14 protein-coding genes are annotated in these 15,395 nt (G+C 65.8%); 1 reads left to right on the forward strand and 13 read right to left on the reverse strand.

Annotated elements, in window-relative coordinates; genetic code table 11:
• Positions 1-3: 3 nt before the first annotated feature.
• From rpsS to AB4Z16_RS18735, 11 genes are all read right to left on the reverse strand, one after another.
• Complete coding sequence (gene rpsS, locus AB4Z16_RS18685) at positions 4-282, reverse strand: 30S ribosomal protein S19 (RefSeq protein ID WP_441470739.1); 279 nt, start codon at positions 280-282, stop codon at positions 4-6.
• Positions 283-290: 8 nt separating this feature from the next.
• A complete protein-coding gene (rplB, locus tag AB4Z16_RS18690; RefSeq protein ID WP_441512845.1) occupies positions 291-1,133 on the reverse strand; it encodes a 50S ribosomal protein L2 in 843 nt (280 codons plus the stop codon).
• Positions 1,134-1,149: 16 nt separating this feature from the next.
• Entirely contained in the window at positions 1,150-1,461 is a 312-nt protein-coding gene (locus AB4Z16_RS18695; protein ID WP_149128651.1) for a 50S ribosomal protein L23, read from the reverse strand.
• Positions 1,458-2,078 (reverse strand): 50S ribosomal protein L4, encoded by a 621-nt coding sequence (rplD, locus tag AB4Z16_RS18700; RefSeq protein WP_441512846.1) that lies wholly within the window; start codon positions 2,076-2,078, stop codon positions 1,458-1,460. The genes AB4Z16_RS18695 and rplD overlap by 4 nt, the downstream gene beginning before the upstream one ends.
• Positions 2,078-2,806: a 50S ribosomal protein L3 gene (gene rplC, locus AB4Z16_RS18705; RefSeq protein ID WP_441512847.1), complete on the reverse strand. Its 729-nt coding sequence runs from the start codon at positions 2,804-2,806 to the stop codon at positions 2,078-2,080. Before rplC ends, rplD begins: the two co-directional genes overlap by 1 nt.
• 69 nt (positions 2,807-2,875) lie before the next feature.
• Positions 2,876-3,184, reverse strand: coding sequence for a 30S ribosomal protein S10 (rpsJ, locus tag AB4Z16_RS18710; RefSeq protein WP_043237115.1), 309 nt, complete (start codon positions 3,182-3,184; stop codon positions 2,876-2,878).
• A 67-nt stretch (positions 3,185-3,251) separates the two neighbouring features.
• A complete protein-coding gene (locus AB4Z16_RS18715) occupies positions 3,252-4,199 on the reverse strand; it encodes an elongation factor Tu (RefSeq protein ID WP_441512848.1) in 948 nt (315 codons plus the stop codon).
• Positions 4,115-4,882 (reverse strand): hypothetical protein, encoded by a 768-nt coding sequence (locus AB4Z16_RS18720; protein WP_441512849.1) that lies wholly within the window; start codon positions 4,880-4,882, stop codon positions 4,115-4,117. The genes AB4Z16_RS18715 and AB4Z16_RS18720 overlap by 85 nt, the downstream gene beginning before the upstream one ends.
• 195 nt (positions 4,883-5,077) lie before the next feature.
• Positions 5,078-5,986, reverse strand: a complete 909-nt coding sequence (locus AB4Z16_RS18725) for a hypothetical protein (RefSeq protein ID WP_441512850.1) — start codon at positions 5,984-5,986, stop codon at positions 5,078-5,080.
• Positions 5,987-6,061: 75 nt separating this feature from the next.
• Complete coding sequence (gene pncB, locus AB4Z16_RS18730) at positions 6,062-7,336, reverse strand: nicotinate phosphoribosyltransferase (protein ID WP_441512851.1); 1,275 nt, start codon at positions 7,334-7,336, stop codon at positions 6,062-6,064.
• A 74-nt stretch (positions 7,337-7,410) separates the two neighbouring features.
• Positions 7,411-9,258 (reverse strand): TRAP transporter large permease, encoded by a 1,848-nt coding sequence (locus AB4Z16_RS18735; protein ID WP_441512852.1) that lies wholly within the window; start codon positions 9,256-9,258, stop codon positions 7,411-7,413.
• Positions 9,259-9,431: 173 nt separating this feature from the next.
• On the opposite strand from AB4Z16_RS18735, the gene glpD reads away from it, so the two are divergent.
• Positions 9,432-10,982, forward strand: a complete 1,551-nt coding sequence (glpD, locus tag AB4Z16_RS18740; protein WP_441512853.1) for a glycerol-3-phosphate dehydrogenase — start codon at positions 9,432-9,434, stop codon at positions 10,980-10,982.
• Between the two features lie 231 nt (positions 10,983-11,213).
• Here glpD and AB4Z16_RS18745 read toward each other — a convergent pair whose 3' ends face one another.
• Positions 11,214-12,479, reverse strand: coding sequence for a peptidoglycan-binding domain-containing protein (locus AB4Z16_RS18745; RefSeq protein WP_441512854.1), 1,266 nt, complete (start codon positions 12,477-12,479; stop codon positions 11,214-11,216).
• A 156-nt stretch (positions 12,480-12,635) separates the two neighbouring features.
• Positions 12,636-15,374: a type VI secretion system ATPase TssH gene (tssH, locus tag AB4Z16_RS18750; protein ID WP_441512855.1), complete on the reverse strand. Its 2,739-nt coding sequence runs from the start codon at positions 15,372-15,374 to the stop codon at positions 12,636-12,638.
• Positions 15,375-15,395 lie beyond the last annotated feature (21 nt).

The following is a 15,395-nucleotide window of genomic DNA, read 5'->3' on the forward strand; positions in this document are numbered from 1 at the left end:
GGCTTACTTCCTCTTCGCCTTCTTGTCGGCAGCGTGGCCGTGGAAGGTGCGGGTCGGCGAGAACTCGCCGAACTTGTGACCCACCATTTCCTCGGACACGGACACCGGCACATGCTTCTGTCCGTTGTACACGCCGAACGTCAGACCGACGAACTGCGGCAGGATCGTGGAGCGACGGCTCCAGATCTTGATGACTTCATTTCGGGCCGAGGTCCGGGCGACCTCTGCCTTCTTCAGGAGGTATCCGTCGACAAACGGACCTTTCCAAAGCGAACGCGCCATGACGGACCTCAGTTCTTCTTCTTGCGGGCGTGACGGCTCGACACGATGAACGTATCGGTCCGCTTGTTCGAGCGGGTCTTCTTGCCCTTGGTCGGCAGACCCCAGGGCGTGACCGGATGACGGCCACCCGAGGTCCGGCCCTCACCACCGCCATGCGGATGGTCGACCGGGTTCATCGAGACGCCGCGGTTATGCGGACGGCGGCCGAGCCAGCGCGAGCGACCAGCCTTGCCGTCGTTCCGGTTCATGTGATCCGGGTTCGAGACGGCGCCGACGGTGGCGTAGCACAGGCCCGAGATCAGGCGCTGTTCGCCCGAGTTCAGGCGGACGATGACGTAACCCTGGTCGCGACCGACGATCTGGGCGTAGTTGCCGGCGGAGCGGGCCAGAGCGCCGCCCTTGCCGATCTTGAGCTCGACATTGTGGACGATCGTGCCGATCGGCAGCGTGCCCATGGGCGCCGCGTTGCCGGGCTTCACGTCGACATTGTCACCCGCGACGACGGTGTCGCCGACTGCCAGGCGCTGCGGCGCCAGGATGTAGGCCTGCTCGCCGTCCTGATACTTGATCAGGGCGATGAATGCCGTCCGGTTCGGATCGTACTCGAGCCGCTCGACGGTCGCCGGGATGCCGGCCTTGCCGCGACGCTTGAAGTCGACGAGGCGCAGCGTACGCTTGTGGCCACCGCCGCGGAAGCGGACGGTGATACGGCCGAGGTTGTTGCGGCCGCCCGAGGAGCTCTTGCCCTCGGTCAGGGTCTTGACCGGCTTGCCCTTGTAGAGCTCGCTGCGGTCGACGATCACGAGCTGGCGAAGGCTCGGCGTGATCGGCTTGAAGTGTTTCAAAGCCATGATGGCGATCCTTCCCTCAGAGGCCCGTGGTCACGTCGATCGAGTGGCCCTCTTCGAGGGTCACAACGGCCTTCTTGACGTCCGAGCGCTGGCCGAGGCGGCCACGGAAGACCTTGACCTTGCCTTCGGTGACGATCGTGTTGACGCTCTTGACCTTAACGTCGAAGAGCTTCTCGATCGCCGCCTTGATCTGCGGCTTGGTCGCGGTGCGGGCAACCTTGAAGACGACCTTGTTGTGCTCAGAGAGCATCGTCGCCTTCTCGGTGATGACCGGCGCCACGATCACATCGTAGTGGCGCGGGTCGAGGTTCTTGGCGGACTGGCTCATTTGAAGCGCGCCTCCAGCGCATCGACAGCCGCACGCGTCAGGACAAGCTTGTCGCGACGCAGGATGTCATAGACGTTGATGCCCTGGACCGGCAGAACGTCGACATTCGGGATCGAGCGAGCGGCCAGGCCGAAGTTCGTATCGATCTCGGCGCCACCGATGATCAGCGCGCTCGACAGGTCGAGCTTGCCGAAGTGGCCGAGCAGCACCTTGGTCTTCGGCTCGGAGAGCGTGGCATCGTCGATCACGATGATGCCGGCATCCTTCGCCTTGGCCGAGAGCGCATGGCGCAGAGCGAGCGCGCGGACCTTCTTGGGAAGGTCGTGAGCGTGGTCGCGCAGCACCGGACCGAAGGCTTTGCCGCCGCCGCGGAACTGCGGAGCCGAAGCCGCGCCGTGGCGAGCGCCGCCGGTGCCCTTCTGCTTGTAGATCTTCTTGCGGGTGCGATCGACTTCCGAGCGGCCCTTGGACTTGTGAGTCCCGGCGCGACGCTTGGCGAGCTGATAGCGAACCATGCGGGCGAGGAGGTCAGCGCGCGGCTCGAGGCCGAACACCGCATCCGACAGCTCGAGGGAGCCGGCGTTGCCGCCTTCAAGAGTGACGATATCGAATTTCATCACGCGTTCTCCTCAGCCTGGGCCGCAGGAGCCTCTTCCGCCTTGCTCTCGCCGGCAACCTTGAACTTGCCCGGCAGCGGCGCATCCTTCGGCAGGGCGCGCTTGACGGCGTCGCGGACATGGATCCAGCCGCCAGCAACGCCGGGAACGGCGCCCTCGACGAGGATCAGGCCACGCTCGGCATCCGTCTGGACGACGCGCAGGTTCTGCGTGGTGACGCGCTCGGCGCCAAGATGGCCCGGCATCTTCTTGTTCTTGAAGGTCTTGCCCGGGTCCTGACGGCCGCCGGTCGAACCGATCGAACGGTGCGAGACCGAGACGCCGTGGGTGGCGCGCAGACCGCCGAAGTTCCAGCGCTTCATACCGCCGGCGAAGCCCTTGCCGGTGGTGGTGCCGGAGACGTCGACGAACTGGCCGACGACGAAGTGGTCCGCGGTCAGCTCGGCGCCGACCGGGATCAGCGCGTCATCGCTGACGCGGAACTCGACCACCTTGCGCTTCGGCTCGACCGTGGCGACCGCGAAGTGACCGCGCTCAGCCTTCGAGACATTCTTCACCTTCGCCGTGCCGGAGCCCAGCTGCACGGCCACATAGCCGTTCTTCTCTTTCGTGCGATGCGCGACAACCTGGCAGCTGTCGAGCTTCAGCACGGTGACCGGGATATGTTCGCCAGCATCCGTGAAGACGCGGGTCATCCCGACTTTCTGTGCAATCACACCGGAACGCATCGGTGCACACCTTCTTCTGGGGTCATGTCCATCCGGGGTCGCCGGAAACAGAGGACCCGTTCAATCGGATCAGAGCTTGATTTCGACGTCGACGCCGGCGGCGAGATCAAGCTTCATGAGGGCGTCGACCGTCTGGGGAGTCGGATCGACAATGTCGAGGACCCGCTTGTGGGTCCGCATCTCAAACTGCTCGCGCGACTTCTTGTCGATGTGCGGCGAGCGGTTGACGGTGAACTTCTCGATGAGCGTGGGCAGCGGAATCGGTCCGCGGACCTGAGCGCCCGTCCGCTTCGCGGTCGACACGATCTCGCGCGTCGAAGCGTCGAGGATGCGGTGGTCGAACGCCTTGAGGCGGATCCGAATGTTCTGACCGTTCATGGTCTTGTTTTCTCCGTGACGTGTAGAGGCGAAGGCCCGAAGGGCCCGCGCCCCTCACGAAAACGCGTTACGCAATGATCGAAGCGACGACGCCGGCGCCGACGGTGCGGCCGCCTTCGCGGATGGCGAAGCGCAGCTTCTCTTCCATCGCGATCGGGGCGATCAGCGTCACCTCCATCGAGATGTTGTCGCCCGGCATCACCATCTCCGTGCCTTCCGGCAGGGTCACCACGCCGGTCACGTCCGTCGTGCGCACGGTGTCCTTCAGGCCGACGATCTCGATTTCCTCGCCAACCTTGACGATGCCGCGCTCGACGCGGCCGGTCACCACCGTGCCGCGGCCCGAGATCGAGAACACGTCCTCGACCGGCATCAGGAACGGCTGGTCGATCGGACGCTCCGGCTGCGGGATGTAGTCGTCCACCGTCTTCATCAGCGCGATCACCGCGTCATGGCCGATTTCCGGCGTGACGTTGTCCAGGGCGGCCTTGGCCGAACCCTTGGTGATCGGGATGTCGTCGCCCGGGAAGTCGTACTTCGAGAGAAGCTCGCGGATCTCCATCTCGACCAGCTCGAGCAGCTCGGCGTCGTCGACGAGATCGACCTTGTTCATGAACACCACCAGCGCGGGAACGCCGACCTGGCGCGCCAGCAGGATGTGCTCGCGGGTCTGCGGCATCGGGCCGTCGGCAGCCGACACCACCAGGATCGCGCCGTCCATCTGCGCCGCGCCCGTGATCATGTTCTTCACGTAGTCGGCGTGGCCGGGGCAGTCGACATGGGCGTAGTGACGCGCCGGGGTCTCGTACTCGACGTGCGCCGTCGAGATCGTGATGCCGCGGGCCTTCTCTTCCGGCGCCTTGTCGATCTGGTCATACGCCGTGAACGACGCGCCGCCGGACTCGGCCAGGACCTTCGTGATCGCAGCCGTCAACGACGTCTTGCCATGGTCGACGTGACCAATCGTGCCAATGTTGCAGTGCGGCTTCGTACGAGCGAATTTCTCTTTGGCCATCGAAGAAGCCATCCGGAGAAGCGCGAGGATGCGTCGTCGATCGCGTCATGCGCCGGATCAGCACGGATCTGGTCTATGACGGCCAAGGCCGCAAGGCCTACGATGATGCCGATCGGAGTGGCTGGCACGACTGCCTGTGACGCTGCGCGAATTCCGACCAGATCCGGATATTCGCTCAGAGGCCGACCGGTAACGCCGTCGAGGACGATGACATCGGCAGAGAAATTGGCCTGCCCTCCGGGAGCCTGAAGCCCTTTCACGATGACTTTGAGCTTCACCGCCCGGCGTCCGGCCGGCTGGTCGACGAACCGCTTCTTGAAGCTGTTGCGTACAAGCTCCGCCAGTGTGCCGCGCGTCTGTGCCGCTGCTGCCGGGCTCTGCATCAAAGCGGTAAACTTGGCATCCCACTCTGCCTGCTCTGGGCTGCTCGGCAAGGAGGTCCCTGTCGGATCGCGACCGCTTTGCCCCGGCCTCGTGGCCGCCGGCATCTTGAGCTGAGCGTAAGCGAGAGCCGCCTTCGGCCAGATAATCTTATCCGGCTGGCCCGGGGGCTGCATCGGAAACTCGACCAGCACGTCGGCGATCTTCAGCTCTCGGACATCGGTAATCGACAGACGTCGCTCCGGCACCACGCAGCCAGCCAGGGCGGCAGCAACCGCGACCGCAAGACACAAACGAATCATATTGGAGCGCCCCCGGCATCTTCGGAGTCGGGACTAGCGCGCTGCTTTCAGCCAAGCCATTACGACTAAGGTCTGCATCCTAATCGTCCCTCCGGCAGGCCGTTGGGGCCATTCCGAAGACCCCCGATAAGCTTTCCTGCGTACCGCGGCGCGTTGCTGCCGGCCGCCGCAGGCTTCCAAAAGCACCCCGTGCGACTAGGGCATGACGCGGAAACCCTCCGGACCTAACCTGTAGAGCTGCTTGCTGACAGGAAAGCCGCCATCGGGGGCTTTCGTCAGCGACCACAGCGCGGCGACTGCCTCGGTGTCGTCGGCGTCTCCGAAGGCGAGGATGTTGCGTGAGGGCACGGCGATGGCGACATTGCGTGGCAGATTCGGAACGTCCTTCCAGGGATTCTCCAGCAGCAGGATCGAGGCGTTGTAGTCGCCCTCGCCGAAATGGAATCTCCGCAGCTTTCCGAAATCATGGATCTCGAACCGGTCGACGCGCCGGACCCAGTTGTCCAGAACCGCGCGCAGCACGTCCTTGTCGCTCATCCCGTACTGGCCGCCCTCCCCAACGGAGACGAAGCGCGTGATCTTCGGAAGATCGAGTGCCGCTGCGACGATGATGTCGCCCTCCAGCGGAACATGTAGCAATCGCGCGTTGGGATCACCCTTCTTGCGAGCCATAGCGGCGAACTGCTCGACATAGGATCGGTTCTTCATGACAGGGATCAGAGCCGCGATGAAGCGTGCACGCTCCGCTTCGGTCTTGGGGGCCGACTGGCCCGCGACCGCCTCGGTGACACGTTGCGTCAGCTTGTCGAAAGCGCCCTGCCGACTCTTCGCGTCTGGTAAAGCATTGAATTGCGCGCTGAGCGGAGCCAACCCCATCCGGACATCGTGACCGGCTGCCCTGAAAACCACATCGCCGGCTTCGACGCGCACAGCGCTGACGCCCGCGCGACCCTTGATCATGGTCGTGAGCAGCCCCGCCAGCTCGGCCTCGCTGAGAGGCCGAGCTTCGTTCAGCCGTTCACGTCCTATCGTTTCGGCAAATGAAGCCGCCGTAGCGGCAACCACGGCGAGCGCCGCGAACAACACAACCAGTAAGCGCATCATGCCGAGCTCCCCAACCCGCGAGCAATATCGCGCGCCGAGAACATAATGGCAACATATTTTGCTTACCCTACGTCATTAAACTCCAAACACCCGCCGGTAGCGCTCGATCGCCTTGGAATCGCCGGAAACCTTCTCCGGGTTATCGGAGAGCTTCACTGCCGGCCGCCCGTTTGCCTTCGTCACCTTGCAGACCAGCGACATCGGATCGAGCGCGCGCGAACCGTCCGGCGAACAGCCCACGAGATCATTGGTAAGATCCGTGCCCCAGCCGAAGGCCATGCGGACCTTGCCGTCGAAATGGTGGTAGACACGCTCGATCGCGTCGACGTCGAGGCCGTCGGAGAAGACCAGCATCTTCTCGCGCGGATCCCGCCCGTGCTCGCGCCACCAGGTCATGATCGCTTCACCCGCTGGAATCGGCGGAGCGCTGTCCGGGCGGAACCCTGTCCAGTCCGCCACCCAACCCGGGGCATGGCGCAGGAAACTCTGGGTCCCGAACGCGTCCGGCAATGCGATCAGCAGGTTGCCGCCATAGACCTGGCGCCATTCGTCGAGCACGCGATAGGGCGCACGCAGCAGCTCCTTGTCCGAATCGGCGAGCGCGGCCAGCACCATCGGCAGCTCATGCGCATTGGTGCCGATGGCCTCGAGGTCCGCGTCCATGGCGAGCAGCACGTTGGACGTGCCGGTGAAGGCCGGCCCCAACCCCTCCTTCAGCGCCTCGACGCACCAGCGTTGCCAGAGATGGCCGTGGCGCCGGCGCGTACCGAAATCGGAGAGCTTGAGGTTCGGCAGCTTCTGCAGCCGCTCGACCTTGTCCCACATCTTGGCCTTGGCGCGGGCATAGAGCACATCGAGCGAGAAGCGCTTCTGGCCGAGCATCACGCGCCGGGCGCGCAACTCGTTGATGATGGCAAGCGCCGGCACCTCCCACATCGTCGTGTGGGTCCAGGGTCCCTCGAAATGCAGCTCGTACTGCCCGTCGACTCGACGCAGGTCGTATTCGGGAAGCTGGAAATCGGCTAGCCAGCCCATGAAGTCCGGCGAGAACATCTGCGTCTTGCCGTAGAAGCTGTTGCCTGCCAGCCAGATCAGCTCGTTCTTGGTGAAGCGCAGCGAACGGGCGTGGTCGAGCTGGGCTCGGAGCTCGCCCTCGTCGACGATATCGGCGAGGCGGATGTGCTTCGAGCGGTTGATCAGCGAGAAGGTGACCTGCACGTCCGGGTGGAAGGCCCGGATCATCTGCAGCATCAGGAGCTTGTAGAAATCGGTGTCGAGCAGGCTGCGAATGATCGGGTCAAGCCGCCAGCCATGGTTATAGGTCCGCGTCGCGATGTCGGTGAAGATCATGACGGCATCAGGTCCGGGGCAGGCTCACGGCGAAGGCGACGATACGGCGCGGACGCCGGGCGAAGAAGCGCGCATCAAAACAGCGCCTTAAGCGTCGGCGCAAGCGCGGGCCACGCAGCCATGCCCAGCGACAGAGCCATGAGTGCCGCCAGGAGCACGCCGAGCAGCGGCAGTACGGCTCGGAACACCGCCGCCGCCGGCACGCGCATGATGCCGCTGACGACATAGACGAGGATGCCGAGCGGTGGCGTCAGCCCGTGGATCATCAGGTTGACGACGAGCACCACGCCGAACTGAACGGGATCGAGCCCCGCCGCCACCGCGACCGGCAGGAGTAGCGGCGCCAGCAGCAGGATCGCCGCGCCAATGTCGAGAAAGAGCCCGGCCACCAGCAATACGAGATTGGCGAGCAGCATGACCGCGTATGGGCCCGCCCCGAACATCGTGACGAGGCCTGCCATCTGTTCGGAGATGCGATCGACGGCGAGCAGAAAAGCGAAAGGCGCCGAGGCTCCGATCAAAAGGCCGATCGCCGCCGCCTCGGCCGCGGACTTGCGCAGCGCCGCCAGCACGCCGCGCCAATTCAGACTGCGCAGCACGAGACACGCGATCGCCGCATAGGCGACGGCGAGCGCCGAGGCCTCCGTCACCGTCACCACGCCGAAGCGGATGCCGACCACGATGACGACGCCGAGCCCTATCGCGGGAATGGCCCCGATCAAGGCCCTGCCCCGCTCGGCCGCGCTCGCCTTCGGTGCGGCATCGACCACGTCGCGCACGCTGAGATCGATGCCGATGGCAAGCGACAGCGCCAGCACCCCGCCGGCGACGAAGCCACCGAGCAGGAGCGAGCCGACCGAGAGATTCGTCGCGCTCGCCAGGATGAGGAAGGCGATCGAGGGCGGGATGATGTTGTCCAGCATCGAGACGCCGGCGACGATCGCCGCGGCATTCGCAGGCGGATAGCCCCGCGCCACCAGCGTCGGCGCCATCACCTTCGCCCCGAAGGCGGCATTCGCCACCGAGGAGCCGGACGCGCCCGAGAACAGCACGCTGGCGACCAGCGCGGTCTGCGCCAGCCCCGCCCGCCAATGGCCCACAAGCGTCGCCGCGAAGCGGATCAGCCGTTCGGCGAGCCCGCCTTCCGTCAGCAATTCGCCAGCGAGCAGGAAGAAGGGAATGGCCAGCAGCAGGAACTTGCCGACGCCGCCGACCATGGTCTGCACGATCGCCGGCTCCGGCAGCAATCCACCGAATGGCCCGGTCAGCGAGACGCCAGCCAGCAAGGCGAAAGGCAGCGGCGCGCCGAGCAGCAGCCCGGCCCCGGCGAAGAGCGCGGCCACGAGGCTCGGCGTCGGGAAAAGGTCGAAGGAGAGCTGCGCGAGCCCGTAGAGGCCCAAGCCCAGCAGCAGCGAAGCAACCGCGGCCGCCCAACCTCGTTCCAGCCGGCCACGAAGGAGGAGCGCGAGAACAGTCAAGCCGCCGCCGCAGGCGAATACGGCGAAGCGCAGCGCCTCCGGCAGGCCGAGCACGGTGGACTGGCCGCCAACCAGCAAGGCGACGTTGACGCCGCCACCCGCCAGCACAAGCGCTCCATGGAACGCAATCGCATCCGCGATAACCGCCGCGACCTTGCGGAGCCCTTCCGGCAGCAGCCGGACCAGCACATCGAGCCGCATCGCCAGCGTCCCGGTCACCGCGAGCGGAGCGCCGACAGCGATCAGCGCCAGATGCAGCCAGATCGCAAGCTCGTCCGACCAGACGAAGCCGCCGCCGAACAGATAGCGCCGCAGCACCGCCGCCATGACCACCGCGAACAGCATGGCGAGGATGGCCGCGCCGGCCAGTTCCAGCAGATGGCGCAAGGCCGCTTCCGCCCGTGCCGCCACTCTCCCGTCGCGGTATCGCTCTGCTTCGATCATCCTGCGCTATGCCCTGCCCCGCGGCCCAGTTCCGGCCTCTGGCGCCCCGCGTCAAGCGATCCGAATTGACATCGCCCATGATTTGGCGACAGGAGCGGGTTCATCGCATCGATGCGGCCGGGCCCGGATGGCGCCATTGCCGATCGGCATCCAGGTCTGCCAGAAGACGAGCTATGGCTTCCGAAATCACCTCGCCCGCCGCCGGCTTCGGCACGGACCCCGGCGCCCCCTATGATCTCGCGGTCATCGGCGGCGGCATCAATGGTTGCGGCATCGCCCGTGATGCGGCCGGACGCGGCGCCTCGGTCGTGCTGTTCGAGAAGGACGACCTCGCCAGCGCCACCTCCTCGCGCTCGACCAAGCTGATCCATGGCGGCTTGCGCTATCTCGAATATTACGAGTTCCGGCTGGTGCGCGAGGCGCTGATGGAGCGCGAGCGGCTCTGGGCCATCGCGCCGCACATCATCCGCCCGCTGCGTTTCGTGCTGCCGCATCACAAGGGCCTGCGCCCGGCCTGGCTGCTGCGCCTGGGCCTGTTCCTCTACGACCATATCGGCGGCCGCAAGCTCCTGCCCGCCACGCGCACGCTCGATCTCGCGCATGATGTCGCCGGCAAGCCGCTCAAGGACAATCAGGCGAAGGCCTTCGAATACTCCGACTGCTGGGTCGAGGATGCGCGGCTCGTCGTGCTGAACGCGATGGACGCCGCCGTGCGCGGCACCGCGATCCATACCCGCACGCGGGTCTTATCGGCGCATCGTCAGAACGGCCTCTGGCAGCTCGAGACCGAGGGCCCTGAAGGCAAGCGAACGGTCTGGGCGAAAGCGCTCGTCAACGCCGCCGGCCCCTGGGTCGGCGAAGTGCTGAACGGCGTGATCCACACCAACGCCAAGGCCGGCGTCCGCATGGTCCAGGGCAGCCATATCGTCGTGCCCAAGCTCTACGACCACGACCGCTGCTACATCTTCCAAAATGCGGACGGCCGCATCGTCTTCGCCATCCCCTACGAGCAGGACTTCACCCTGATCGGCACCACCGACCGCGACTTCAAGGGCGACCCGGCCGATGTCGCCGCGACGCCGGAGGAGATTGCCTATCTCTGCGCCGCAGCGAGCGAGTATTTCCGCCAGCCGGTCACACCCGAATCCGTGGTCTGGACCTATTCGGGCGTGCGCCCGCTCTATGACGACGGGGCCTCGAAAGCGCAGGAAGCGACCCGCGACTACGTCCTGACGCTCGACGCTCCGCAGGCCGAGGCCCCGCTGCTCTCCGTTTTCGGCGGCAAGATCACGACCTATCGCCGCTTGGCGGAAGCCGCGATCGCCAAGCTGGCGCCGCATGCGCCTTGGGCAGCGCGTGCCAACTGGACAATGACCGGCGCCCTGCCCGGCGGCGACTTCCAGGTCGGCGGCTTCGACAAGCTCGTCAGCGAGATCGCCGGCGCGAACGCTTGGCTTGAGCGCAAGACCGTGACGCGGCTCGCCCGTTGCTATGGCACCCGCGCCCGCGACATCCTGGCCGGCACAAAGACTCCCGCCGATCTCGGCCGCCATTTCGGCGCCGATCTCTACGAGCGCGAGGTTCGCTATCTCATGCAGGCGGAATGGGCGCGCCGGGCGCAGGATGTGCTTTGGCGGCGCAGCAAGCTCGGCCTGCGGCTCACGCAGCAGGAGAGCGATGCGCTCGACGTCTTCATGCAGCAGGAAATCGCAGCGGCGGCATGATCCATTTTCTTTGATGGAACAATCAGTTGCGCGCCATTTCGGAATCAGTTTGGCAGATTGCGATTGGAGAGCGCGCGACATGTTCGAGGAAGGGCGTATCATCCCGGCCGAAGCGAAGCGTAGAGCCGGGATCCAGGCCTGAGCCTCGATTGGCTGCGCTCCGGCACGGATCCCGGGTCTCCCTCCGGTCGCGCGAGATGACCGCGCGTTCCCTTGAATTCCGGCACCGCGTCAGAAGCCGCAGACCTCCACGAGCCTGTCTTGCGTCTTCTGCCCGGGAATGCCGTCGACCTTGAGCGGCGGGTAGGTCTGCTGGAAGGCCTTCACGGCTTTCGCCGTCTTCGGCCCCTTGATGCCGTCGATGGGTCCTGCACCAAAGCCCAGCGCATTCAGTCGGAACTGGACCCCGGTCAGCAACGTGGCCTTCGGCGCCGCCTTTTCGCCCGCCCTGATCACCATCTCGGGCAGCCGGATGATGGTCTTGCCCTGCTTGCGTTGCTTGAAGGCATCGAAGCTCGCTTTGACGACCTCCGGCGACGCCGGGTCGGATTTCGCGGGCGCGGAGGTGGCCGCCACGACGACTGGCGCGGCGAAGTCGACCCCCTCAAGCGTCTCGATCGCGGTCATGCCTTCGATGACGAAGACGACGCCTTTCAACAGCGTGATCCCTTGCTCCATAAACCCGGTGACACCCAGGGTTTTGACCGCGCCGATCGCCTGCCCCTCCATGAGATTGATGCCCGCCTTGTTGACCGCCCCGGCGTTCAGGCTTTCGACGAGGCTCTCGAGCGTGGCATGATACCGGCCGCCATAATCGGCGAAACGGACCCGCCCCAGCGCATCGCGCACCGCGATGACGGAGTGTTGGATCGGCTCCCCTCGGGTGGTCACGCAGCGGATTGCGAAGACCGTGACGCCATTCTGCGACTTGGCGAGCTGGGTGACGCCCTGGATCGACCTCGCCTGAAGCTGCCTGACCCTGACGCCCTGAGAGATCATGAAATCCAGCGCCTGCTTCACATGCGCGCCGAGTTCATGATCGCCGAACCGGTCCTTCGTGATCGACTTCAGCGGCCTGCCGACGGCCTTCGCCATCTCCTTCAGCGTGACGAAATAGCTCTTCCCCCGCGCGATCGACATGGCGTTGTTCACCGCCTGGAAGGTGCAGGGTCCGGTCACACCCTGGACCTGCACCGCAAACCGGATCCGCTGCATATGGACCAGCCGCGAGAACATCCCGCCCGCCTTCCCCATCGGGCCGAGCAAGCCGAGCAGGCGCAGGCCGTCCTTGCCGAACCCCGCCAGGCCGCCCTGTGCCATGCCCTGACCGAAGCGCAGCACATCGACAGTGCCGGCTCCGAGGTCCATTGAGGTCTGCACGGTGGTGGCGACCGCAACCGCCCACCATTGCGGGTTGTCCTCGACCCATTCACCCAATATTTTTTCGGTTTCCCGCTTCTGCTTGTCCCACCAGTCGGCATATTCGGACAGTGCCACGCTCGCCTCCTTGAGATCCGGAGCACGGGGCCGGGAAGCGCGAACCGCTTATCCGAGATCACCGATGCTCCATCGACAAGCCGGAGCGCCAAGCCGCGTACAAAACGACCGCGCGGCCCCCCAGCCGCCATTAGTCGCGGAGCGGAGGGCGGCGGTTCATGCCACCTGATAGGCGAAGGCGCCATCTTCGACCGAGACCTTCGCCTCGGTCAGCGGCTTCTTCTCGAGCTGCAGGTTGAGGATGGCGCGCGAGAGCGCCGGCAGCATCGAGTTGGTGATGATGTTGTCGATCATGCGCCCGCCCGAATCCGGGTCGTTGCACTGGCCGACGATGTGCTCGACCACCGCGTCGTCATAGGTGAACGTCGCCTTGTGGTTCTCGCTGAGCCGCTTGCCGATGCGCCCGAGCTGCAGCCGAACGATGCCGGCCAGCATGTCCGAGGAGAGCGGATAATAGGGAATGGTGACGAGCCGCCCGATCAGCGCCGGCGGAAAGACCTTGAGCAGCGCGGGCCTTAGGCTCACCGCCATCGCCTCGGGATCGGGCTTGGCGGCGCCATTGGCGGACATGCTCATGATCTCGTCGGTGCCGACATTCGAGGTCAGGATGATCAGCGTGTTCTTGAAGTCGATGCGCCGGCCGGTGCCGTCCTCCATCTGGCCCTTGTCGAAGACCTGGAAGAACAGCTCGTGCACGTCGGGATGGGCCTTCTCGACCTCGTCGAGCAGCACCACCGAATAGGGCTTGCGCCGGACCGCCTCCGTCAACCGCCCGCCCTCGCCATAGCCGACATAGCCGGGAGGCGCGCCCTTCAGCGTCGAAACGGTGTGTGCCTCCTGGAACTCGCTCATATTGATCGTGACGACGTTCTGCTCTCCGCCATAGAGCGCCTCCGCCAGCGCCAGCGCCGTCTCGGTCTTGCCGACGCCGGAGGGGCCGCAGAGCATGAAGACGCCGATCGGCTTGTTCGGGTTGTCGAGCTTGGCTCGGTTGGTCTCGATGCGCTTGGCGATCATGCCGATGCCATGCCCCTGCCCGACGACACGCTTGTTCAGCGTCTCGGCGAGGTTGAGCACCGTTTCGATCTCATCCTTGACCATCCGGCCGACCGGGATGCCGGTCCAGTCCGAGACGACCGAGGCGACGGATTGCTCGTCGACATGGGCGTAGATCATACGGTTGGCCGGATCGATCTCGCCCAGCGCCGCGAATTTCGCGTTGAGCGCCGCACGGGCCTCCTCCGGATCGGCAGCGGCAGGCTCGACAGCGGGACCGTCCGCCTCCGGTGCCGGTGTCCCGGCATCGGCACCGGCCTCCCGCTGCGCAACGGCCGCCTTCGGACCAGCACCGGGCGCCTTCTCGCCAAGCTTGGCCCGCAGCGCCTTGATCTCCTCGACGATGGCAAGCTCGCTCGCCCAGGCGGCTTCGAGCGCGGCGAGCTTCTCCTGCTTCGCCGCGATCTCCGCTTCGATCTCGCCCAGCCGCTTGGCGCTGTCGGTGCCGAGATCGGCGTCCGACGTCAGCGCCGCCTTCTCCTGCTCCAGCGAGGAGATCGCGACGCGCGCATCCTCGATCGCGGCCGGGGTCGCACTCTGGCTGATGGCGACGCGGGCACAGGCGGTGTCGAGCAAGCTTACCGCCTTGTCGGGAAGCTGGCGGGCCGGAATGTAGCGCGAGGAGAGCGTCACCGCTGCGACGATAGCGGCATCGGAAATGCGGACCTTGTGGTGCTTCTCCATCGGCCCGATCAATCCGCGCAGCATGGTGCAGCAGCGCAGGACATCGGGTTCATCGACCTGCACCGGCTGGAAGCGCCGCGTCAGCGCCGGGTCCTTCTCGAAATACTGCCGGTATTCCGCCCATGTCGTCGCCGCGATCGTCCGCAGCGTGCCGCGCGCCAGCGCGGGCTTGAGCAAATTGGCGGCATCGCCCGTGCCGGCCTGCCCGCCCGCGCCGATCAACGTATGCGCCTCGTCGATGAACAGGATCACCGGCGTCGGCGAAGACTGGACTTCGTCGATCACCGAGCGCAAACGCTGCTCGAACTCGCCCTTCATAGAGGCGCCGGCCTGCATCAAGCCGATATCGAGCGCGCAGACCTTCACGCCCCTGAGTGGTGGCGGCACATCGCCCGAGGCCACACGCTGGGCGAAGCCTTCCGCGATCGCGGTCTTGCCGACGCCGGCCTCGCCGGTGAGGATCGGGTTGTTCTGGCGCCGGCGCATCAGCACGTCGATGACCTGCCTGATCTCGTCGTCGCGCCCGAGGATCGGGTCCATGCCGCCGGAACGCGCCTTGGCGGTCAGATCCTGCGAGAAGCGGTCGAGCGCGGTCGTGCCCTTCGGTCCTTCGGCGGCCTCGGCGCCCGGCGTCCCGGCAGCGCGCAGGCCGGAGCCGTCCATCGGCCGCAGGTTCTCTTCCTGCGAGCCTGCCCAGATCTTGCCGTAGCCCGCCGCCAACTCGTCAATGGGAACCTTGGCGAACTCCTTGGACAGTCCGGACAGCGCCCGGCGCAGATCGTTCGACTTCAGCGCCGCGACCAGCAGATGGCCGGTCCTGATCTGCGTCTCGCCGAAGAACAGCGTGGCATAGTGCCAGCCACGGTCGAGGATATCGACGATGTGGTTGGCGATGCCGGGCATCTCCGTCTCGTTGCGGCGGAAGCCCTCGACGACACCGCCGAGGTCCATCAGCAGCTTGGCCCGGTCGAGCTTGTAATGATCCGCGGTGAGGGTCAGGTCGTTGGCGCTGCCCTGCAGGATCTGCAGGAGCCAATGCGCCAGCTCGACATTGCGGTTGCCGGCGCCCTTCGCCTGCCGCAGCGCCTGAAGGAAGGTATCGTAGCCGATACGGTTGAGTTTGCCCGTGACGGCTTCGAGGCTGATATCGGCCATGGTCGTCCCCTTGGAGTATCG

It is taken from the genome of Allobosea sp. TAF32 (assembly GCF_052113585.1).
Lineage (GTDB): Bacteria > Pseudomonadota > Alphaproteobacteria > Rhizobiales > Beijerinckiaceae > Allobosea.